Here is a 21,337-nt window from a genome sequence, read left to right on the forward strand (position 1 = left end):
ATACTTCATTCAAACGAAGTTTATCCTTATTTAATAGTAATAAATCTTAGAATCGACATATTCAAATTCAGCTTATAAAACGTAAAAGATTAATAAATCAAGCCATAACTTGTTAATTTTAAAATATTTATTAGTGAAACGCACTCTGAAATCGTATAACCGAAATTTATAGTTGATGTATCGAAACATTAATTCTTCATTTCTCCATAAAAGGTTAGAAAATCATATCTTTGTCCCAATGATTGCAGAGAAAATTATTTTAGGGATCGACCCCGGAACAACGGTGATGGGTTTTGGAATTATTTCCGTGAAAAAAGGCAAAATGGAGATGATTTCGATCCATGAACTGTTGCTTCATAAATATCCCAACCACGAAACCAAACTCAAATATATTTTTGATAAAACCCTGGCGCTGATTGATGAGTTCCATCCGGATGAAGTGGCATTGGAAGCGCCTTTCTATGGAAAGAATGTGCAGAGTATGCTGAAACTGGGACGGGCGCAGGGCGTAGCCATGGCTGCCAGTCTTTACCGCAATGTACCCATCACGGAATATTCCCCGAAAAAAATAAAAATGGCCATTACCGGAAACGGAAATGCCAGCAAGGAACAAGTCGCCGGAATGTTGCAAAACCTTCTGAAATTAAAAGAATTCCCGACCAAATACCTCGATGCCTCCGATGGCTTGGCCGTTGCCGTCTGCCACCATTTCAATTCCGGAACAATTGCTGACACAAAATCGTATACCGGCTGGGAAAGTTTCCTGAAACAGAATCCGGACCGCTTAAAATAAAAGATCCCGCAGAATACAATATTCGCGGGATCTTTTATTCTTTACCGAATTTTATTTTGCTTTGTATTCTTCGGGTGTAATTTTAAAATCTGCCGTTTTCTTGCCGTCCTTGTCGTAATACGTATAAACCATCGTTACATCCCGATCGCGGAATTCCTTGATTTCCGGCGACGTCTTCACTACACGCAGTGCCCCTTCTTTTGCCGAAGTTTTAAAGGTTTCGATCTGATCCGGACTTACCGCATCTTTGGTATCATCCGTTAAAGTGTAATTATACCTGAAAATTTTACCGGGCTGTACCGAAACACTGTCCAGGCGAACCCCATCGGCAAGGATCTGAGGTGTGGTCTTGTTGATGTTTGCCGCCACTTCTTTAAGGTCATCGTCAATTTTATCTTCCTTTTTGCATGAAGTTAAAGCCAATGTTAGGCATACCAGGGAAAGGCTGATTGCATTTTTCATATTTAAATTTTTAATGATTGTTACTTAAAGATAAGAATATTTTCCGGAATAAATTTAATTTACTGATTAACAATTAAATAACCATTTACATGACCATACTTGGTAAAACATAATACTATCTTTTACATTGGTATGAATTTTAGTAGTACCTTTGTATAAATTTTCTGTCATGAAAAACAACCAACAAACTATAAATCAAGCGAATCATAACATCAATTGGTTCCAAAAGTTTCTGATGATCTGCTCCGGAGGAAACATTCACATCCTGAGAAAAACACCGAGCGAATGGAACAAGTTTGCCGGAATCGGCGGCATTGTCCTGTTTACGGCAGTCTTTGCCACACTTTCCGCAGGCTACGCCATGTACACGGTCTTCGATGAGATCTGGACGGCCATCGGCTTCGGCGTGTTGTGGGGACTAATGATCTTTAACCTGGACCGTTACATCGTTTCTTCCATCAAAAAAACGGGAACCTGGTGGAATCAGGTTCTGATGGCCATTCCAAGACTGATCTTGGCGACTTTCCTGGGAATCATTATCTCCAAACCTTTAGAGCTCAAAATTTTTGAGAAAGAGGTAAATAAACAATTGAATACCATCATTCAAAGAAACAAAAAACAGCTTCAGGGCGAAATGAGCGGCCGGATTCTTCAGCAGAGCGGGCCCTTTGAAACGGAAAAGAAACAGATCTCCGATAAAATTGCCTACTACCAAAAATCCTATGACTCCGCATCCGTAGAGCTGGAAAAAGAGATCTTAGGAAAACAATCCGGGCTAACCAGCGGAAAAGAAGGTTTCGGCCCGAATGCCAAACGTAAGCAGGAGCTGAAAGAACAGAGAAGGCTGGATCTGGAGAATTACCGTAAGCAGGCTGCTCCCCGTCTGGAATACCTGGATAAGGAAATCTCGAAAGTCTACACCAATCTTGAATCCGAAAGAAAATCCACGGAAACATTTGAGGATAAATTCAACGGGTTTGCGGCAAGGCTGCAGGCTTTGGACGAACTGGGAAAAAATTCTGCGATCATCGGATTGGCGGCGACCTTTATCATGGGTCTTTTTATCTGTCTTGAGATTTCGCCGGTGCTGGTAAAACTGATTTCCCACGTCGGGCCTTATGATTATCTCCTGGAAAAAACCGAAAACGATTTCAGGCTTTATTCAAAAGAAAAAGTAGAGAAAGGCAATGCTTTAACGGATTTCCGGATCGATGATTTTAAAGATAAATTAGGCAGGTAATTCATTTATATATCTCATATCAAAGCCTTTCGGGAGTATTTCCGGAAGGCTTATTTGCTGCTGAAAGTTTCATTAAGGAATATTTTTTGTTTAAAAATATCTATGCCATCATCAGTGATTAACAGATATCATTATTTTCCTGAGACTGAGATTTTAAGGATTTTTTATCAGTCGGGTGCGGTTTATGATTATCTGGAGGTTCCTGTAGAGATCATTGAACGTTTTAAAACGGTACAGTCAAAGGGAAGATTCTTAAACTACGTAATCAAACCGAAATTTGAATATAAGAAAATAAAATAGTATGCGTTGCTCTTAAAATAAAATGTCCCCAATAAAAATATTGGAGACATTTCTTTTATTGCAGGCAAGAGATTATTTAATAATCAGCTTGGATGCCTTAGTGTTTTTACCGTTCGAGATCTGGATCATATAAACGCCTTTTTCAAGCTGTTGATTCATTTTGTAAAGATCTTTTCCTTCCTCAGTAACAGCCGGATTTGCAATTAATCTACCGGACATATCCGAAATGGAAACTTTCAGGCCTTTTCCGTTTTTAGCTTTAATAAATACTTGGTCACCACTTACTGCAGGATTAGGATAGATAACCAGGTCGTCATTATCAGCCTGAGCTTCACTTGTTGCAAGATTGTTTACCAGTCTTACAGAATAATCTTCTACTTGTCCATACTCTAATTGTCCACATGGTGCATAATTGTTTTGAGATTCAGCATCTACCAAAACTCTCATTCTTAGCGGTGTATTCAATACTGCGTTGGCGGGAGGCGTAAATGTAGCACTTAGCGTTCCAATCGAACTTGAGTTTAAAGCAATATTATTTGCGCTCCCTACTAATTCCGAAGCTTCAAACGTTCCGTTATTATTATAATCAATCCATACTCTTGCGGATTGAGGATTTAGCATAATGTCAACTTCTACGGTTTGAGGTTGTCCTACCACCAGATCAGTAGAAGAATTCACCAGGCAAGACTGAGTGGTATAATCTACATAAAAAGAAGGAGCAGCTCCCCACAGCCCTGCAGATTTATTATTAATTTGTCCTAGTCTTACTGCCACAGGTCCGGTTAAAAAACCATTTGTCGCGGCATTTGTTACTCCTGTAGGATTGCATGTTGCTGCAATTGGAACCATAGAGGTTGCTGGTGTTGAAGGTAATGCAGTAGCTCCTTTTGATGTTGTTAAACTGCTTCTGATCAACATGAAATAGTTGTCGATTCTTTCTCCCTGTCCGGCGGTAAATTTCTGAGCAGTGGAATTGGAATAATTCATCATATTATACTGCACACCCTGATAGTTAACACCAGTACAAGGATTAATATCGGAATTGCTTGGTACCGGCCAGAGTGTGTATCCGCTACCTGATCTTTCTGTATCACAAATACCATCATCATCATCTTCGCAAACTCCCGTGGTTGGCGGACAATAATCAGAATCTCCAGGAATTGCATCGTAAGTACCATCTTGGAAAGTATGAAGTAATCCCATAGCGTGTCCAAATTCGTGAGCAAATGTTGTATCGTGAAGATTGGTAACGACCCCCGATTTCATAAAAGATTCATAGTTTGAATCTAAGTTATTAGGAAAAGATGCAAATCCCATCAGTCCGGAATTAGGAGAGCTGTCTCCGTCAAATTTGCTGATAACATAGATATTGAAATATGCCGATTCAGGCCAATGTGGAGCCAAATTTTTGATTGCTGTCCTGCTCGCTCCGTTGCTGGTGGCATAGGCCATACCGTTGGTATTATAGCCGGGTAATGAGTTGCCATTATATCTTACAATTCCTGTGGTAGGTTCGCAATTTGGGGTTCTTTTCGCTAAAACCAGTTTAATTGGAAAAACTGCTGATTGACCAAAGTCAGATGCTACTCCGCTGGCAGGCCAGGCATAGGTTCCTGCGTACATCTTATTGGCGTTTTCTATCCAGGTTTGAATTTGTGCATCAGATTTGTTATATGTAGTTCCAACGGCAGCGCCATTAGGATAGATAACATGGACAACTACCGGGATTTCATAAACACCATTTACCAGTTTTGAAGTTGTCGCAGAAGGATTTTTTAACTGCTCAGCTCTGATCTTTTTGTAAATTTTTTCAAACTGTTCCCTCATTCCAGGATTTTGTCTTTCCTGTAATGCTAATTCTTCATCAAAACCGCAGATTCTATGTTGCTGCTGTGCTGTTAAAGCTAACGAGAGCATCATAGAACCATAAAGTAATATTTTCTTCATTTAATAAAAATTTTAAAGTCCCCAAATTTACAAATTAATTATTAAGGTCATTATATTTTTTTAATTCTTTTAAAAAAAACATAAATATTTGTAAAAATCTTTAATTTTTAGTGGGATAGCTTTTATATTAAGGTCTTTTTACTACTCTTTTAAATCAAGGAGGCTGTCAGATAAGACAGCCTCCTTGATGAGTATTTTAAATTCCTTTTTAATTAATATTTTTCACCAATATCCATCCGGTATATTTAATGGGTGTTTTTTCTTTGTTAGGCTCATTCCAGTTGATATGGAACCAGTAAGTTCCGGTGATCAGCTTTTTATCATAATGTTTGCCGTCCCATTTGTAGTTATTAAACTTATCTCCTGTAAAGATTTTGTTTCCGTATCTGTCATAAACGACAAAGGAAAGATTGTCTTTGTAAGTAAGCTCACTGTAGTCTATAAAGTCATTTTTGTTGTCACCGTTCGGAGTGATGGCATTGATGAGATTCGGTACAGTGACTTCAACAGATATTGGGGTACAGTTGTAGAAGTCTTTAACAAAGAAGATGTGCTGACCTCTGGAAAGCCCTGTAAATACATTCGATTCTTGCCAGTTGGAAGGGGAGTCCACAGCATACTGATAGGGACCTGAACCTCCTGTCACATGTACGGTGGCTGTATTGTTTGAAATTTCAATTTCCGTGATTACCGGAGCATCCGCTTTTTTTACATGAACGAACTGTTTTATAAAACATCCGTTGTCTTCCAGGATCACCCAGTATTCTCCCACTGTTGCGCCTTCCAGTACTTGTGTAGTTGCTCCTGTGTTCCATTCATAAGAAGCGTATCCCGGTCCGGCATCAAGGTTTGTTCTGTTATCTATACAGATGATCTTGTCAGTAAGAACGGCGGATCTTTTAGGAGGGATAACTTTTAAATTGACTTTGGCAATAGAATAACACTGATTGCTGTTATAAACTCTTATAAATGCAGTTCCGTCTCCGGAAATATACGTGTCTGCATTAAGTATCTCATTGGTCCCGTTGCTGGCATCCACGAAAGTAGGGTAATATTTTTTTGTTACCGGGCTTTCAGTTGTTACGCTGGCTATTGTAAGATCAAATTTAGCTTTGGTTTCATCGGTTTCGAGGAAACATTCACTGAGTGTTGCTTCATTTACTACCGGTGAAGGATAGAATGATAAGGTTATTTTAGCACTGCCCACGCATCCTTCATTGGTCGTCACTTTTACGTAGACAAAGCCTTCTGCTGAAAGATAATGGGTGGGTTCTGTGATCATATTGGTTCCTTCATTAAGACTCTGCAGGGTAGGGTAGAACTTTTTCACCACAGGATTGTAGGTAGTAACCGCTGCGGTCGTGAGGTCAAAGAATCCTTTTCCGTTGTACTGGCAGGCCTTAACGGTTTTGTCGGTTAAAATGAAAGGAACGACATTTAAGGTTAAAGTCACATGTTCGCAATCGATAAATTCATTGGCATTACCGCAGAACTGGTATACGATGGTGTCAGGTCCTATGTAGCCTGTGTTCGGAATATAGGTAATCTGTCCGTTTGACGGGTTGAGTGTTGCTGTTCCGTGCGTAGGATAGGTAAGGATGGTCACTGTGCTGGCTACCGGCGTTTGTGAAGTATTGAATGAAAATGCCGGGGTGATCACTTTGGTGGCGCACGCATTCAGGGTTGCTGTGGTATTGGTCACGCAGGCGAATACCTTGTAAATAGGGGTCGTTACCGGAGGGCATGTTCCCATCGTTACTTTTACCGTATAATTTCCTGCCTGTGTAGGTGTATGGACGTTTTGCGTAGCCCCGGGAATGGCAATATTATTCAGGTACCACTGGTAGGTTTCGAAGCTGTCATCAACCTCAAGAACGATTCCGGGAACGCAGTCTCCCGATTGTTTGGCAATTACAGGAATGGATGAAAATCCCGCGAAATATCCTCCGTAGCCGACAGCCCCACTTCCTCCTGCAATTCCTGCGGTTACGGCCTTCGTAGAATATACGGCGACATTACCGGCAAGTGCCGGGATCGAGTAGGTTTGCCAGTCTGAAGTACCCTGAACGGGATAAGGTCCCTGTGCAGCTGTCGGAGTTACCGGAGCGCCTCCGTTAACACTGTAAGTGACCGTTGCACCGGTTTCTGTAATGATGTTTAATTTAATATCATTCGTAGTCCCGTTAAGGTTATTAATTAAAGCAATCTCATCGATTTTTCTCGGGAGAAAACAGTTTAAAGGCGGAATGTAATTGTATCCCAGGGTTGCAATACTTGTGGACAGGCCTGCAAGAAGCTGGTAAACGTAAACGTTTTTAGACGTTTTAATGTGCATATTGTAATGCCCGTTGCCCTGATCTATATAATTGACATTATTGGCCGGAGCACCGGGATTCGGCCCGTTTACCCTGTAATATTGTCCCTCGGCAAGTGTTGCAACCACAGGTCCTCCATTGATCCGCACCTCGGTGTTGCTTTCGGTTGCAATGATTAAGGCATCTTCCATTTTGGCGGATACATCACCGTTTCCTTTTACAATAATAAATTCATTTCCGAGTCTTTCTACCGGAACAGATTGATCCATAATGATATCAGAGCTTAACCCTACGGGGCCCCATGAAAACTGGCCGTTGAAGTTACCGTTGGTCACTGATACAGGTTTGTCGGCTTCGATTTTAGCACCAATAAAACCCGTTGCATTTCCGGATTGGTTTCCCGCTCCTTCGATAATGTAGGATTGTCCCTTATTCAGAGTGAAAGACATGGAGGGTGTATTGGCTCCTGTAGTACCGTTTGAAAATACCACGCCGGAGCTATATCCTGATACGGTAACGACGGTGTTGTTTTCTGTGGCAAGAATTCCCGTCATGAAATTGTAAATGTCACCTCCTCCGACATCCGTAATGGGCGCCGCAGCTGCATAAAACTTTTTACCAATCCCCGCTTTACCTTTAGAAGTTATAATTTCCCCGTGATTAGGAATTGAGAATCTGAGATTAGCATAATAAGGTTTTGGCCCTTTCGTATATAATCCTTTTGTAATCGTTTTGAAAAGATCAGTCTGCAGCGGCGTAATAATATTTGAATTTGCACTTGTAATCGGAATATTATATATGGCAGGATTACCTTTAGAGACCGTAACGGTTTCTATTACCTGGTTGTTATTATAAATATCGATGTCAAAAGGTTGTACGGAATCGGTAGAGAAATAAATCGCCTGGCTGTTCTGGCCTCCGATAAGGCTTGTATTATTTTTCATCGGTGCAAACCAATGTTCTGTATCTCTCTGCGCAAAAACAATATTAATACCCAAAAGCATTAATATGAAAGATAATAGAAGTCTTTTCATATGGATATGGATTATGATTTCTACAAAAATAAACTATTATTCAATAAGTTATTAATAAATCATAAAGAAAGTTAATTTTATTCACGATTTTTAATTAAAATACATCCTGGATATGAAACTGGTAATTTTATCGGCTTGCGTCTCATTTAATTTTTCCGACGAGCAATCATTTGTAGATAAAGTTTGAACTTCTGGGGTAATATGCAAAAAAAATCCCGGCGAAAATTTTCGCCGGGATGAATTTTTTAAATCAGAAAAAGATTATAAGCTTACTCTTACAAATCCTGTTACTTTAAGATCAGCATTTACAGACTTCACATAATCAGCAACTGATATAGAGCTGTCTTTGATGAAATCCTGGTGTACCAAAGTATTGTCTTTGTAGAATCTCTGCATTTTACCTTTCAGGATATTGTCGATAATATTAGCAGGCTTTCCTTCTTCTACAAGTTTGTGTCTTTCGATTTCCAATTCTTTATCAATAGTTTCCTGAGAAACAGAAGTTTCGTCAAGAGCAATTGGGTTCATGGCAGCAGCTTGCATAGAAACAGATTTGGCAACTTCATCAGCTCCGTCTACTTTTGCAGAAAGAGAAGTGATGGCAGCGATTTTGTTTCCGGCGTGGATGTACGCTCCTAAGAAAGGCCCTGTAATTCTTTCGAATGCACCGATCTCGATTTTTTCACCGATCACACCTGTCTGCTCGATTAATTTCTCAGCAACAGTGATTCCGTGGAAATCTGTAGCTAATAATTCTTCTTTAGTAGCAGCAAAGATCGCCATTTCAGCTAATTCGTAAGCTAGCTCGATGAAAGCTTCATTTTTACCAACGAAGTCAGTCTCACAGTTTAAAGAGATAATAGCACCTAATGTGTTATCCTCGTTTACTCTTGCGATCACTGCACCTTCGGTAGATTCTCTGTCAGCTCTGTTGGCAGCAACTTTTTGTCCTTTTTTTCTAAGGATATCTACTGCTTTTTCGAAATCTCCTTCCGCTTCAACTAAAGCTTTTTTGCAGTCCATCATCCCTGCACCTGTCTGGTTTCTCAATTTTGCTACGTCTGCAGCAGCTGGTGTATAAGACATAATATCTATTATTTTTTTTATTTAAGATTAGTATTAATTTTTAGCTTAATTTTAAAGCGATGCAAAGATAATGATTTTAATGATAAACTAAAAAATGACTTTTTGCGTTATTTTATATATTTAATAAATTTTTAAATGTTTAGTTAATGAAAAAAATATTTCTCCTCATATTTCTATGCATATTTACCCTTGGTTTTTCACAGAAAAAGAAAAAGACAAAATCGAAAACGATCGTAGAGAAAGAAACGGTGATCATTTACACGGAAAGTGACGCGGAAGCAACAGCAGAGGCCAGGGTAGTGGCAGGATTTCTAAAACAAAACCCGGGTCATGCCAAAACGGATTATTTCAAAAGAAAGCTCATGCAGATCGTTATGGCAAACAATTCGCCGGAAGCAAAGCCTACCATTAAAGCAATAAGTGAAGATAAAATCAAGCAAATGGTGCTGGATGAAAATAGTCTTAACAAGTCCAAAGCAATCGCAGTTAAGGCCGGTGCGACAACTCCCGAACGTACCGTAAATTATGCCAGTGTGGCCGGTACAGCCGCTAAAAAGTCCGGAACAAGCGAACAGCATAACAAAACAGCCGCAATGCTTACCCATCTTTTTAGTAATGATCCGATGGATAAGGAAGCATATATCAATATCCGGAACCGGTCAAAATGCAATCTCATTGTAAAAATAAACGGCAAAAAATATTATAATCTAGATGTTCCTGCCAACGGGCAGAATTTTCTTTTGGTGGAAAAAGGAGAATACATCCTGACGACCATGGTTTGCGATGCCAAATACTCTTCATTAAAAAAGATCAATAAAGATATTGAGATTGAGTTGAATCTGAGAGATTGATGACAAAAAGAAATTTATAAAAAAACAAACGGCTGGAATAAATTTTCCAGCCGTTTGTTTTTATTTTATCCTTTAAATTGCCCCATCGCAATAAATTTATCTTGTCTTTGGGTTTCCAGTTCCTGTCCTGTGAATTTTGAGAACGCTTTGATATTCTGCAAAATAGAAGTTTTAAGGTTTTGGAAAGCTCCGGCCGGATCATAATGGGCGCCTCCCAGAGGTTCCTCAATGATACCGTCAATGAACTTTTCTCTTAAAGCATCTTTAGGGGTAAGGTTTAATGCATTGGCTGCATCTTCCTTATGATCCCAGTTTCTCCAGAGGATGGACGAGCAGCTTTCCGGTGCAATTACGGTATACCAGGTGTTTTCCAACATGTATACCTTGTTTCCTACACCAATTCCCAATGCACCTCCACTGGCTCCTTCTCCGATGATGTAAGTAAAGATCGGGGTTTTTAGCTGAACCATTTCAAAAATATTTCTGGCAATAGCTTCACCCTGGCCTCTTTCTTCAGCTTCAAGGCCCGGATATGCACCCGGTGTATCCACTAAAGTTACGATAGGGATCTGAAACTTTTCGGCAAGTTTCATTAATCTCAATGCTTTTCTGTATCCTTCAGGATTCGGCATTCCGAATCTTCTGTGCTGTCTTTCTTTTGTTGTTCTTCCTTTCTGCGTTCCGATCACCATTACTTTCTGGCCGTCCAACGTAAGCAATCCGCCTACCATTGCCGGATCATCAGCGAAGTTTCTGTCTCCGTGAAGTTCAAGGAAGCTGCCTTTATCAGCCATACCGTTGATATAATCCAGTGCATACGGACGATCAGGGTGACGGGACAGTTGTACTCTTTGCCAAGGGGTAAGATTGCTGTAGATTTCTTTTTTCTTTTCCAAAATCTTATCCTCGATCTGGCTACATGCTAATTTTACATCAACACCACTTTCTTCTCCTACTAAAGAACAGGTCTGCAGTTGATCCATAAGATCTTTGATAGGAAGTTCGAAACTTAAATATTCCATTTCTTGAAGTAAATTAAATCTTTCAAATTTATGAAAAATTATATGAATCTATTTAAAATTATTAATTGCATTGTTTATCCGGGAGATAGCTTCCTCTCTTCCAAGAAGTTCCATGATATCCGGAACGTCAGGTCCTTTCAGTTCCCCTACCAGCGCGAGACGTAAAGGCATCATCACTTTACCCATTCCCAGGCCTTTGTTTTCCGCAAAATGATGAACGGAGTCTTTGATATTTTCGGCATTAAATTCAATATTCTGCAAATTTGCAGCAAGCTCTCCCAGGATCACAGAAGTTTCGTCATTCCAGGCTTTTTTTGATGCTTTTTCATCATAAGAAGTCGGAGCTTCAAAAAAGAATTTACCGTTTTCATAAATATCTTTCGGGAAGGTTGCCCTTTCTTTCATCAGGTGAATTATTTTTAATAACGTATCATCTGAAAGCTTTATCGGTAAACCTGAATCTTTTAAAATATGCAGCAATTCTTCGTCTGACGTTTTCTGAATGTACTGGTGATTGAACCATTCTGCTTTTTCCTTGCTGAATCTTGCTCCGGCTTTATGAACTTTATTTAAATCAAATTCTTTCGCCATTTCTTCCAGAGAAAGGATTTCTTTGTCATCGGCAGGTGACCAGCCTAAAAGCGCTACCATATTAATGAAAGCTTCCGGAAGATAGCCGCTTTCACGGTATCCTTTTGAAACATTTCCGGTAGCAGGATCTGTGAAATCAAGAGGAAATACGGGGAACCCGAATTTGTCGCCGTCCCTTTTGCTCAGTTTTCCTTTTCCTTCAGGTTTTAAAATTAAAGAAAGGTGGGCAAACTGAGGCGCTTCCCAGCCCATCGCTTCGTATAATAATGTGTGTAAACCTAAAGATGGCAGCCATTCTTCACCGCGGATCACGTGAGAAATTTCCATTTCGTGATCATCAATAATATTGGCGAAATGATACGTCGGCATCCCGTCATTTTTCACTAAAACTTTATCGTCTAATGTATTGGTATTAACGGAGAATTTTCCACGAATGATGTCCTCAAGGTTCAGTGTTCTGTCAACCGGCATTTTGAATCTTACGACATACGGCGTTTTTTCATCAAGCAGCTTCTGAACCTCTTCATCAGAAAGTGTCAGGCTGTTTTTCAACTGATTTCGCGTTCTGTTGTCATAAGAGAAAACGTCACCTTTCGCTTCGTATTGGGCGCGGATTTCGTCAAGTTCTTCTGCCGTATCGAAAGCGATATAGGCATAATCTGTTTTCAGAATCTGTTCCGTATAACGATCGTAAATATCTCTTCTTTCGGATTGTCTGTAGGGAGCAAATTTTCCTCCTTTTTTAGGGCTTTCATCGGCAATGATCCCGCACCATTCCAGGGCTTCCTCGATGTATTCTTCGGCACCCTCCACATATCTTGCGGTATCGGTATCTTCAATTCTCAATACAAACTCGCCACCCTGATTTTTAGCAAAAAGATAGTCATATAATGCAGTTCTTACGCCTCCCAAATGCAAAGGTCCTGTAGGACTTGGAGCAAAACGTACTCTTACTTTCCCCATTTCAATTAAAATTTTGATGCAAATTTAGTTAAAATTATAAAGGTAAAAATTTCTAAATTTCTTTTGTTTTAAGTTTTGTTCACTTAAATCCTTTTTTTATCACTGATGAACTTTCTTAAAGTGTAATGGATTGTAAATGAGATTGCTTTAATAATTTTTCACTTTGTTATGATAAAAACCATGGACTTTATTTTTTATCGCAGCTTGGTGATTAATATTTTTGTGACACATTAAAATTATACTATGAAAAGAAAATTTGCCCTTTTTTTAGGTGCTTTACCTTTGGTCTTCATGACCTCATGTTCAGTCGAAGAGCTTGATAACAATGCTAATGTAGAAAGCACAAATGCCTCAAGAAACAACATTTCTGCCGCGAAATATGCAGGTGACGGAGTTTATGATGTTTTAGGACACGGTTATAATGCCACTGGAGAATATGCTAATGCCACAGCATCTGGTTTTAAAGTTATTGATGTTGAAAGGCTCAAAGCTGAGCAGTCGGGAAGGGTGATCTCTGAAAATACCTTTTCCCAAGAGTACAACGAAGAGTATGGCGAAAATGCAGAAGCATACTCTAAAATGGTTTCAACAAAGGTAGACGTTACCGCTGGAATACCATTATTTAAAAAAAACACTTTCTATAGCATTTAATTCTGCTGTTACTACGAATAATAAATTCGATGCTAAGTACATCTACGGAAGTTATAATCTTACTATAAAACAAAAAAGATTAAGATTTAATGCGACTGTTGATATGCTTGGTGATTATCTGACTCCTAAATTTATTCAGGATTTACAAACTAAAACGCCTCAGCAGATTGTGCAGGACTATGGTACACACGTAGCCGTTGATATTTATACCGGAGCTAAAATGAATATTATGTTCCAATCAGAAACAACCAATGAAAATCGTGAACGTGCTGCCAGAATCGGAGTTAAAGTGGGTATGGATAAAATTTTTGATGTGAATGTTACAAATGATGTAAATACATCAGAATCTTATAAGAACTACTCTAGTAAATTGTGGTATAGAACAATAGGAGGAGATCCCTCAAAAGGTTTGATAGGTGAGATTAATCTAGAGCAACCGACTACGAAAGTTAATATTTCTAACTGGCAGAGTAGCTCAACTGTTAACAATTCTGTCTTAGTTGATTTCGGACAAAATGGATTGGTGTTTATTTATGATCTGATAAAAGATCCGGTGAAAAAACAAGAACTGAAGACTTATGTAAATCAATACCTGATTGATAATAAAGTGTTTTTAGATTATATACCAGTGCCTGTATATGGTTTCTACAGTCCTTCAGACAGAGACCATTATCTTTCTACTTATGCTGGAACACCTAATAATTATCAGGCTGAAGGTGAACAATTCAAAGTATACAGTTACAGAGCACCAAACACGGTTCCTATCTATCAGTTTTATAGCGCAAGTGACAAAGATCACTATTACTCAACTTCCTCTGGTACACCATGGAATTATACATACGAGGGAATTGTATTCTACGCCACAATGGATAGCTCTAAAAAGCCGATTTACCAATTCTATAGTGGAAGCCAGAGAGATCATTATTTCAGCACTTATCCAGGTACCCCGAATGGATATGTAGCGGAAGGTATCCCTTTCTATGCATACTAAACATAATCAATCGTTGCTATTGTATTTTAATCAATGTAAAAGCAATAGTATTAAAAATAAAGGAGACTGTAGAATAAAACAGTCTCCTTCTTTTTTATCAGACTGAAAAAAGATTGTGTAATTTTGGTTTTTTAAGTACTTAAATATTTAAATTTGTAACAAAAAAATATGTTAGAAATAGGGGAAAGACCGTGGGGAAAATATTATGTTTTGGCCGATGAGCCAAATTATAAGCTAAAAAGGATCGAAGTTAATGCAGGTCAGAAACTATCTTATCAATATCATCATAAAAGACAGGAACAATGGACGATCATCGAAGGTGATGCCACCGTCGTTCTGGATGATAAAGAAGTCAGTTTAAAGTATGGCGAAAGTATTTTTATCCCGCTTGGTGCTAAACACCGTATGATGAATCTTTCTGATAAACCTGTTGTTTTTATTGAAGTGCAGACCGGTACTTATTTCGGCGAGGACGATATAGTGAGACTTGAGGACGAGTACGACAGGAATTAACAAATAATATTCAGGATCAGGATATCGTAAATATGGATAATAGTATTTCGCTTTTGATAGGATTAAAGAATAATTTGGAGTATTCCAGGAAGTTCTACGAAGTTACACGGAATAATTTTCCCGGGCAGGAAATTGTCTTCGTAAGTTTTGGAAGTACTGACGGAACTCATGAATGGCTGGATTCTTTAAATGACCCTTATCTTAAATATTATTATTCAGGGGAAAACAAATCTTTATCTGATACCTACAATAAAGCTATTGAAATAGCTGGCGGAAATTATGTGACTTTTCTTCATAATGATATGGTGCCCGGAAAACACTTTGTTGAAAATCTCCGGAAGCATTTGTCAGAAGAGAAAGTTATTGGTTATCTTGCTGTAGAACCTCCATTATTTGCCGGAGATGAAAGATCATGGAAAGCGGTTCAGGATTTCGGAAGCGATTTCTGGGATTTTAAATATGACGAATTTTACGCATACGAAAAAAACAATGCGGATAATAGCAATGCGTTACCGCCAATTTCCGACACCACATTTTTTCTCGCAGCATCAAGAAAGAAACTGATGGAAATTAAAGGGCTTGACCCTCTTTTTTTTCCTATGTTCTGTGAAGATGATGATTTGATATTGAGATTAAGGCTTGCGGGACTTCAGCTGTTTCTTTCGAAAGGAAGTATGGTATATCATTTTGTGAGTAAAACATCAAGGTTTTCTGAGGAGTTTTCCAAAAAAACAAAAACTGTTGAAAAAGATTCTTTAAGAAACTTCATAAGAAAATGGCATTTTTTCACCAACAGTCCTGTTAAAAAATCATACGATATAGGTTTTGTTATAAAAAATGCTACCGATGAATCTATCGATGTTACAGAACCTTTCGCGACAGATTTGTATGTAGATCATGAGGATGTGGTGGAAGGCTATCTGAAAAAAGAAAGCTCAAAGTCGAAAATTGATATCCGCGAGAAATTTAAATCATGGTCTGCTTCGAAAACAAATGATATTATTGTTACAATTGATGCTAAAAAATGGAGAAGCGGTTCTTATAAAGTCATTCATAACATTCCGGAAATTATTCAAAAGCTATCATCTCAAAAAACAATCTCAAAAATGCTTTTGGGCTTTGATAAAAAATATGGGAAACTGGGTATTAAGGTCAATATCATAAAAAAGCGGTCTCACGAACACCAAAACATAAATAAATCTTACAATGAGTTTTTTTAGCCTTTTTAAAAAAGTTACTATTTCTTACGGAATCACAGTTTGTAATGAGGCTAAAGAGCTGGACTCTTTGCTCACATTCTTATTCAAGTTTGTTGATGACGAAGATGAGGTTATTGTTTTGCAGGATATTACTTCCAGAAATACCGACGTAGATTCTGTACTGGAAAAATATAAGGGAAAGGTACTCCATAAAGAAACATTTCTAAAGGGTGATTTTGCATCTTTTAAAAATGAGCTTATAAAGTCAGCAACAAAAGATTACCTGTTTCAGATCGATGCAGACGAGGTTCCCCAGGAAAGTCTTATGAAATCAATAAAAAATGTGTTGAAAAAGAAATCGGGTTTCGATATGTTTTTTATTCCAAGAATCAATACTGTAAAAGGGATTACCGAAGATCATATCACAAAGTGGAAGTGGGCAGTAAATGATAAGAATTACATAAATTATCCGGATTATCAGATGAGACTTTTTAAATTGAATAAAAATATTCACTGGGTCAATAAAGTTCATGAGAAACTGATAGGTTTTGAAAAAGCATTCTATTTCCCTACCGAAAATTTCGACCACTGTATTCTGCATCATAAAGATATCGACAGACAGATTACACAAAACGTATTCTATGATACATTGTAAACGGACTAAACTTTATTATCGAAACAGATGAACAGACAACTCGGGATTAATGTATTTGGTTTTATAAAAGGCGAGTTTGGTATTGCAGAAGCTACAAGACTTAATTGTAAAGCTATTTTACAGGCAGATATACCATTAAATATTATCAATTATGATGTCAAAACAAATCATAATGATAATGACAATACGTTCACAGAATTTGCCGAAAAAGCTGACCATCCGATTAATCTGATCCAAATTTCGCCGTCTGAGGAGGTTTTTAATTTTTTCTCACACTTTGATTTTTCTTTTTTCGAAAACAAATACAATATTTTATACATGGCCTGGGAATCGGAAACAATCCCGGAACCGTATATTGCCCACCTCAATCTTTTTGATGAAATCTGGACCCCTTCGGAATATTGTAAAAATTGCATAGAAAAATATGTTTCGTTGCCGGTAATCGTCATTCCCCATCCTGTACAGTTTCCGGTAAATGAGCCTGAAGAAAAGACGGTTAAAGATATTTTCGATAAAAATAAATTTAATTTTCTTTTTATTTTCGACTATAATAGCTCGTTGGAAAGAAAGAATGTCCTGAGCCTTATAAAAGTTTTTCGGAAAACTTTTGACACAGGCGAGAATAATGCTTTCCTGACGATTAAAACATCTTTATCAACACGCTTTCCAGAAGAAAAGAAGCAAATACTTGATGCGATAGGTTCTTCCGAAAGGATAAAAATAGTCGAAAAGATATTTGATAAGAATTCTCTTAACAACCTTATTAGTCATTGTGACTGCTACATTTCACTACATCGTGCCGAAGGTTTTGGCCTCACTATGGCCGAAGCCATGTTTCTTGGTAAGCCCGTGATCGCAACAGGATATTCCGGGAATCTTGAATTTATGAACCCGGAAAACAGTTTTCTCGTTCAGGCTCAAAAGATAAGTTCCCAATCTGCTGTGATTAATTATGACTCCAATACCGTCTGGTCGGAACCGGATTTGCAGCAGACAGAAGAATATTTAAGAATTGTATTCAACGACAGGGAATTATTGGAGAATAAAGCTCAAAAAGGATATGCTTCAGTACATGAGAAATTATCATTCCAGCATATAGGTCAGCTTATTAAGGAGAGAGGCCTGGAAATTATCGCTCAGAATAAAATTGAGAAAAACAAATCCCAGTTAATAAAAATCTATTCAGAGTATGTTCGACTGAAGAAGGATCTTAAAATCTATAAAAAAAGCGCACCCATACAGCTGATCTACAATGTAAAAATGTATCTGAGAAACAGAAAAGGCAGAAAATAATTATTCTCTGCCTTTTATTTTTTTAAGAAAAACATTTACTTTTTTTCTGACTTTATTGTAAACGGTTCTTTCCAGATAATTAACTTTTTTATTTAATCTTTCAATTTCACTCACATAAAAAATATTGTTTATATCTGAGCCGGCATTGGCTTGTTCTTTATCAAAAGTATTGATGAAATTTAACCTGGTTTTAAATAATTCGCCGATGGATTCTAATGAAAAATTCGTTTCTATCTGAAGTTCTGCGTTTTCTCTGAAATGATCTAACGAATTGAAATTGTTTTTGATATATAATAATTTTGCCACGGCATCCTGAAGTCTTGGTTTTGCAAGGGTCAGTCCTTCATCAATCAGCCCTTTTGTATTGGATGTTTTGATAAAATCATATTGAACCAGGAAACTATTATTCACGTTCATAAAATCCAGGTTTCCGGAATACCCGGTTCCGATAACAATTTTTCCGTAGGCCATTGCTTCGGCCATGGTAAGGCCAAATCCTTCAGAGCCATGCAGAGAGATTAAAACATCCGACTGCTGAATGAGAGAGTGAAGTTTTTCCTTAGAAAAATGCTCATTAATAATGATAATATTGGCAATATTATTATATTTTTCCAAAGCTTTTTGGGCGTCTTTACTTCTCTCCAGATTATGGGTTTTTACAATCAAAAAACTTTCCTGGTCATCTTTAAAAACGGTGTTAAAAGCTTCAAGAGTTGCTTCAGGATTTTTTCGAATGGTTGTACTCAATGAATCAAAAATAGTGAGATAGATTTTTGATTCTTTAGGAATGCCGTAATGCGTAAGATCAAAATCTTTTGAACTTTCAAGCTTCTGAATAGGATGGGAAAACCTTATGACAGGTATCCCTGTATACTTCGTAAAGATATTAACGCAAAAATCACTCGGTACCCAAAGTTCATCAAACATATTCAGCAGCTGAGCCACTTTATCAGAAACTTCCGGAAATTCCCAGGCCCAGTAGATAATATTGTAATGATTGCCTAATTTAAGATCCTGATTTTTTGAAAAGAAGTCATTGATGAAATTAATATTTATGTGAAAAATATTAATCCGGTTACTATTTTCCGTTGATGAAATTTCAGTGAGTCTTTTAAAAGTATCACTGGAATAGTTGATTTTATGTACCTGTATTCCTGCTTTTTCCAAAGCTAACGCATTCAGCCGGGTAGCTTCAGAAATTCCGAAATTTCCGTCAAAAAAGCCATGATAATTAACATTTAATGACATGCTTATAAAGTTTTAATTTTTTCTCTCGTTTCTTCAGGTGAAAAAGGTTTCAGACTGTCTGTCGAATTTTTGCTTAACGTATTCCAAAGCTCCTCATCATTATTCAGCCTTATGATGGCTTCTGCAAACGATTTTTCTTCATTGGCAATCAATACGTTTTTTTCATTGACAAGCTGCATTCCTTCTGCCCCGATATCCGTAGTGATTACCGGAAGGAAATATTCGAAAGCCTGTCCGATTTTGCCCTTTACCCCGGCGCCAAATCGTAACGGCGCCACCATGAGTTTTGAGGTTATAAATTGATCCTCAATACTTTCTACAAAACCTAAAAATTTAAATTTAGGATATTGTTTTACATCAAGCTTGTCGGCCACATTTCCGATGATGCTTACTTCAAGTTCAGGATTTGTATTCCAGACCAGAGGCATTATTTTGTCATACAGGAACTTTACCGCATCGATATTTGGTTCATGAATTGATCCGATGAAAAGAATTCCCTTGCTTGCTGTGAAATTCTTTCTTTCGGAAATATCAATCTTAGGATAATGAATGTTGGATATGGTGATGATCTTATTTTTATCTGCATACCGGCTCATGATCTCTTTTTCTTTGTCGGAAATCGCAATGATGTAATCCAGTTTAGGTGCGACAACGGTTTCCAGCCGGAAGAAGTGCTTATAATTCTTTTTTAACGAAATACGATTGGGTTCGATCTCAATTGCTCTTTTGAACCGTAAAAAATGGATGTCTACCATATCATAGATATATTTGGCATTAGGCAGAACCGTTTTCATTTTTTGATAAAATAAATTAAGGGCAAGCGGGCCGTTGAACCAAACGAAATCTATTTTTTTCAGGGAACCTGCAAAATCGTAGATGTTTGGGAACTTTGCGTTTTCTACAAACACAATGATATTTTGTTCTGTATAAAACTTTACGTAAGGATCATCTTCAAACATATCGGGCGCGAACAGGATACAGTTGTAATCTAAACTTTTATAAATTAAAATAATCTCTTTAAGCCTGTTAGAACCTGAATCTTTATCATGGGTAGGGAAATCCCTGGATGTAAATAGGATGGTTTTTTTTGAAGGATCGAAGGAGGTAATGCTGGCAATTTCCCGGGTACCAAGAGTTTTTAGTTTTTCTTTTCTTCTGAAGTGTTTTTTTATTTTCTTTATAATTCCCATTATTATGTTTTTTTGTTGAGCCCGAAAACCTTATCCGTCCAGTGATCCAGTGTGTATTTGTAGTAAATCTCCTGCGGAACTTTCTCGTAGGGAGTCTCAAAAAAAGATTTTTCAAGATTGCTGCAAGTTTCATTTAAAACCAGGATGTTCTCAGGACTATAAAAATCATAATCTTTAATCAATTGATTGTCTGTAATGATTTTCTTTTCCAATGCCATCGCTTCAAAAACCCGGAAACTCAGTCCATATTGGTTTTCACGGGTAAGATCAAGCAAAGCTCGCGAATTTTTATAATATTCCGGAAGCTTTTTATGACTTATTTTTTTTATGCTGAAGACAATGTGCAGGTTTTCCGGAATTTTAATGAAGACATTTTTCAGCTGATGTTTCCATCCTTTCTTTCCGATGACAATGATCTGGAATTTGAGTTTCAGCTCCAGAAGTCTTTTGGTAAGAAGTTTAATGAATTCTACTCTTTTATTGTCATAAGATGTGATGTAGAAAAGATCCATTTCAGGATTCTGTTTTTCGCACCGCGTAAGGGGAAGGTAGATGTAGTTGGTCAGCTTTTCAAAACCATATTGCTGCACATCGGCAATATCGAATGAGAAAATTTTATCAAAAAGATCCAGTTTTTCTTTGTCGACCGGAACCCGGTCGAGGCTGTCATAAAGATAGGTGATTAGCCTTCCGGTATATTTTCTAATTTCTTCAAGTGTTGACAGGTCAAAAGTATCGGGATTCATCACCAAAATCTGATCCTGGTAGCCAATCTGTTCCAGAGAATCGGTAACAAATTTTTGTCTTTTTTCTGTTTTCAGGTTTTTATTAAGGAAAATTTTGCTTACGGCATTCGTTGCCCTTTCACTAAAATTAGAATGGGTGACATCGCTTATTTTAATGTGCCGGGCGTCTATATTTTTAGACTTCAGAGCATCCACAATATAGTAATCATATCCCCAAAAATCGAAACTAATTACACAAATTTTCATC

At 37.7% G+C, this 21,337-nt stretch carries 19 protein-coding genes; 10 read left to right on the forward strand and 9 right to left on the reverse strand.

Annotated features, from left to right (window positions below; all coding sequences use genetic code 11):
• The first annotated feature begins 238 nt into the window (after positions 1 to 238).
• Entirely contained in the window at positions 239 to 793 is a 555-nt protein-coding gene (gene ruvC, locus AC0N32_RS18145; RefSeq protein WP_476395256.1) for a crossover junction endodeoxyribonuclease RuvC, read from the forward strand.
• Between the two features lie 51 nt (positions 794 to 844).
• On the opposite strand, the gene AC0N32_RS18150 is transcribed toward ruvC, so the two are convergent.
• Positions 845 to 1,255, reverse strand: coding sequence for a hypothetical protein (locus tag AC0N32_RS18150; RefSeq protein WP_476395257.1), 411 nt, complete (start codon positions 1,253 to 1,255; stop codon positions 845 to 847).
• A 169-nt stretch (positions 1,256 to 1,424) separates the two neighbouring features.
• Here AC0N32_RS18150 and AC0N32_RS18155 point away from each other — a divergent pair, with 169 nt between their 5' ends.
• On the forward strand, positions 1,425 to 2,495 hold the full coding sequence (locus tag AC0N32_RS18155; protein ID WP_476395258.1) for a DUF4407 domain-containing protein: 1,071 nt from the start codon (positions 1,425 to 1,427) through the stop codon (positions 2,493 to 2,495).
• 102 nt (positions 2,496 to 2,597) lie between these two features.
• Positions 2,598 to 2,795, forward strand: a complete 198-nt coding sequence (locus tag AC0N32_RS18160; RefSeq protein WP_476395259.1) for a KTSC domain-containing protein — start codon at positions 2,598 to 2,600, stop codon at positions 2,793 to 2,795.
• Positions 2,796 to 2,867: 72 nt separating this feature from the next.
• On the opposite strand, the gene AC0N32_RS18165 is transcribed toward AC0N32_RS18160, so the two are convergent.
• From AC0N32_RS18165 to tsf, 3 genes are all read right to left on the reverse strand, one after another.
• Positions 2,868 to 4,742, reverse strand: a complete 1,875-nt coding sequence (locus tag AC0N32_RS18165; protein ID WP_476395260.1) for a GEVED domain-containing protein — start codon at positions 4,740 to 4,742, stop codon at positions 2,868 to 2,870.
• A gap of 208 nt (positions 4,743 to 4,950) precedes the next feature.
• A complete protein-coding gene (locus AC0N32_RS18170) occupies positions 4,951 to 8,091 on the reverse strand; it encodes a T9SS type B sorting domain-containing protein (protein ID WP_476395261.1) in 3,141 nt (1,046 codons plus the stop codon).
• 261 nt (positions 8,092 to 8,352) lie between these two features.
• A complete protein-coding gene (gene tsf / locus AC0N32_RS18175; protein ID WP_476395262.1) occupies positions 8,353 to 9,177 on the reverse strand; it encodes a translation elongation factor Ts in 825 nt (274 codons plus the stop codon).
• Positions 9,178 to 9,323: 146 nt separating this feature from the next.
• Here tsf and AC0N32_RS18180 point away from each other — a divergent pair, with 146 nt between their 5' ends.
• Positions 9,324 to 10,028, forward strand: coding sequence for a DUF6759 domain-containing protein (locus AC0N32_RS18180; protein ID WP_476395263.1), 705 nt, complete (start codon positions 9,324 to 9,326; stop codon positions 10,026 to 10,028).
• Between the two features lie 65 nt (positions 10,029 to 10,093).
• Here the strand turns inward: AC0N32_RS18180 and AC0N32_RS18185 are convergent, their stop codons facing one another.
• Together AC0N32_RS18185 and gltX are read right to left on the reverse strand one after the other, a co-directional pair.
• Positions 10,094 to 11,050: an acetyl-CoA carboxylase carboxyltransferase subunit alpha gene (locus AC0N32_RS18185; protein WP_476395264.1), complete on the reverse strand. Its 957-nt coding sequence runs from the start codon at positions 11,048 to 11,050 to the stop codon at positions 10,094 to 10,096.
• A 48-nt stretch (positions 11,051 to 11,098) separates the two neighbouring features.
• Positions 11,099 to 12,604 (reverse strand): glutamate--tRNA ligase, encoded by a 1,506-nt coding sequence (gene gltX, locus AC0N32_RS18190; protein ID WP_476395265.1) that lies wholly within the window; start codon positions 12,602 to 12,604, stop codon positions 11,099 to 11,101.
• Positions 12,605 to 12,847: 243 nt separating this feature from the next.
• On the opposite strand from gltX, the gene AC0N32_RS18195 reads away from it, so the two are divergent.
• The 6 genes from AC0N32_RS18195 to AC0N32_RS18220 all read left to right on the forward strand — a co-directional run bounded on the left by AC0N32_RS18195 (position 12,848) and on the right by AC0N32_RS18220 (position 17,906).
• Complete coding sequence (locus tag AC0N32_RS18195) at positions 12,848 to 13,255, forward strand: hypothetical protein (protein WP_476395266.1); 408 nt, start codon at positions 12,848 to 12,850, stop codon at positions 13,253 to 13,255.
• A complete protein-coding gene (locus tag AC0N32_RS18200) occupies positions 13,245 to 14,246 on the forward strand; it encodes an MAC/perforin domain-containing protein (protein ID WP_476395357.1) in 1,002 nt (333 codons plus the stop codon). The genes AC0N32_RS18195 and AC0N32_RS18200 overlap by 11 nt, the downstream gene beginning before the upstream one ends.
• A gap of 168 nt (positions 14,247 to 14,414) precedes the next feature.
• On the forward strand, positions 14,415 to 14,759 hold the full coding sequence (locus AC0N32_RS18205; protein ID WP_476395267.1) for a phosphomannose isomerase type II C-terminal cupin domain: 345 nt from the start codon (positions 14,415 to 14,417) through the stop codon (positions 14,757 to 14,759).
• 32 nt (positions 14,760 to 14,791) lie between these two features.
• On the forward strand, positions 14,792 to 15,979 hold the full coding sequence (locus tag AC0N32_RS18210) for a glycosyltransferase family 2 protein (RefSeq protein WP_476395268.1): 1,188 nt from the start codon (positions 14,792 to 14,794) through the stop codon (positions 15,977 to 15,979).
• Complete coding sequence (locus AC0N32_RS18215; RefSeq protein WP_476395269.1) at positions 15,966 to 16,613, forward strand: glycosyltransferase; 648 nt, start codon at positions 15,966 to 15,968, stop codon at positions 16,611 to 16,613. The genes AC0N32_RS18210 and AC0N32_RS18215 overlap by 14 nt, the downstream gene beginning before the upstream one ends.
• A gap of 27 nt (positions 16,614 to 16,640) precedes the next feature.
• Entirely contained in the window at positions 16,641 to 17,906 is a 1,266-nt protein-coding gene (locus tag AC0N32_RS18220) for a glycosyltransferase (RefSeq protein ID WP_476395270.1), read from the forward strand.
• On the opposite strand, the gene AC0N32_RS18225 is transcribed toward AC0N32_RS18220, so the two are convergent.
• The 3 genes from AC0N32_RS18225 to AC0N32_RS18235 are packed head-to-tail and all read right to left on the reverse strand — an operon-like array spanning position 17,907 to position 21,336.
• Positions 17,907 to 19,154, reverse strand: coding sequence for a glycosyltransferase (locus tag AC0N32_RS18225; protein WP_476395271.1), 1,248 nt, complete (start codon positions 19,152 to 19,154; stop codon positions 17,907 to 17,909).
• A gap of 2 nt (positions 19,155 to 19,156) precedes the next feature.
• The gene (locus tag AC0N32_RS18230) at positions 19,157 to 20,344 is read right to left on the reverse strand and encodes a glycosyltransferase family 4 protein (protein ID WP_476395272.1); all 1,188 of its coding nucleotides are present in this window, start codon (positions 20,342 to 20,344) and stop codon (positions 19,157 to 19,159) included.
• Positions 20,345 to 20,346: 2 nt separating this feature from the next.
• Positions 20,347 to 21,336, reverse strand: coding sequence for a WaaS/CpsH family glycosyltransferase (locus AC0N32_RS18235; protein ID WP_476395273.1), 990 nt, complete (start codon positions 21,334 to 21,336; stop codon positions 20,347 to 20,349).
• Position 21,337 lies beyond the last annotated feature (1 nt).

Source organism: Chryseobacterium endophyticum, from assembly GCF_056333165.1.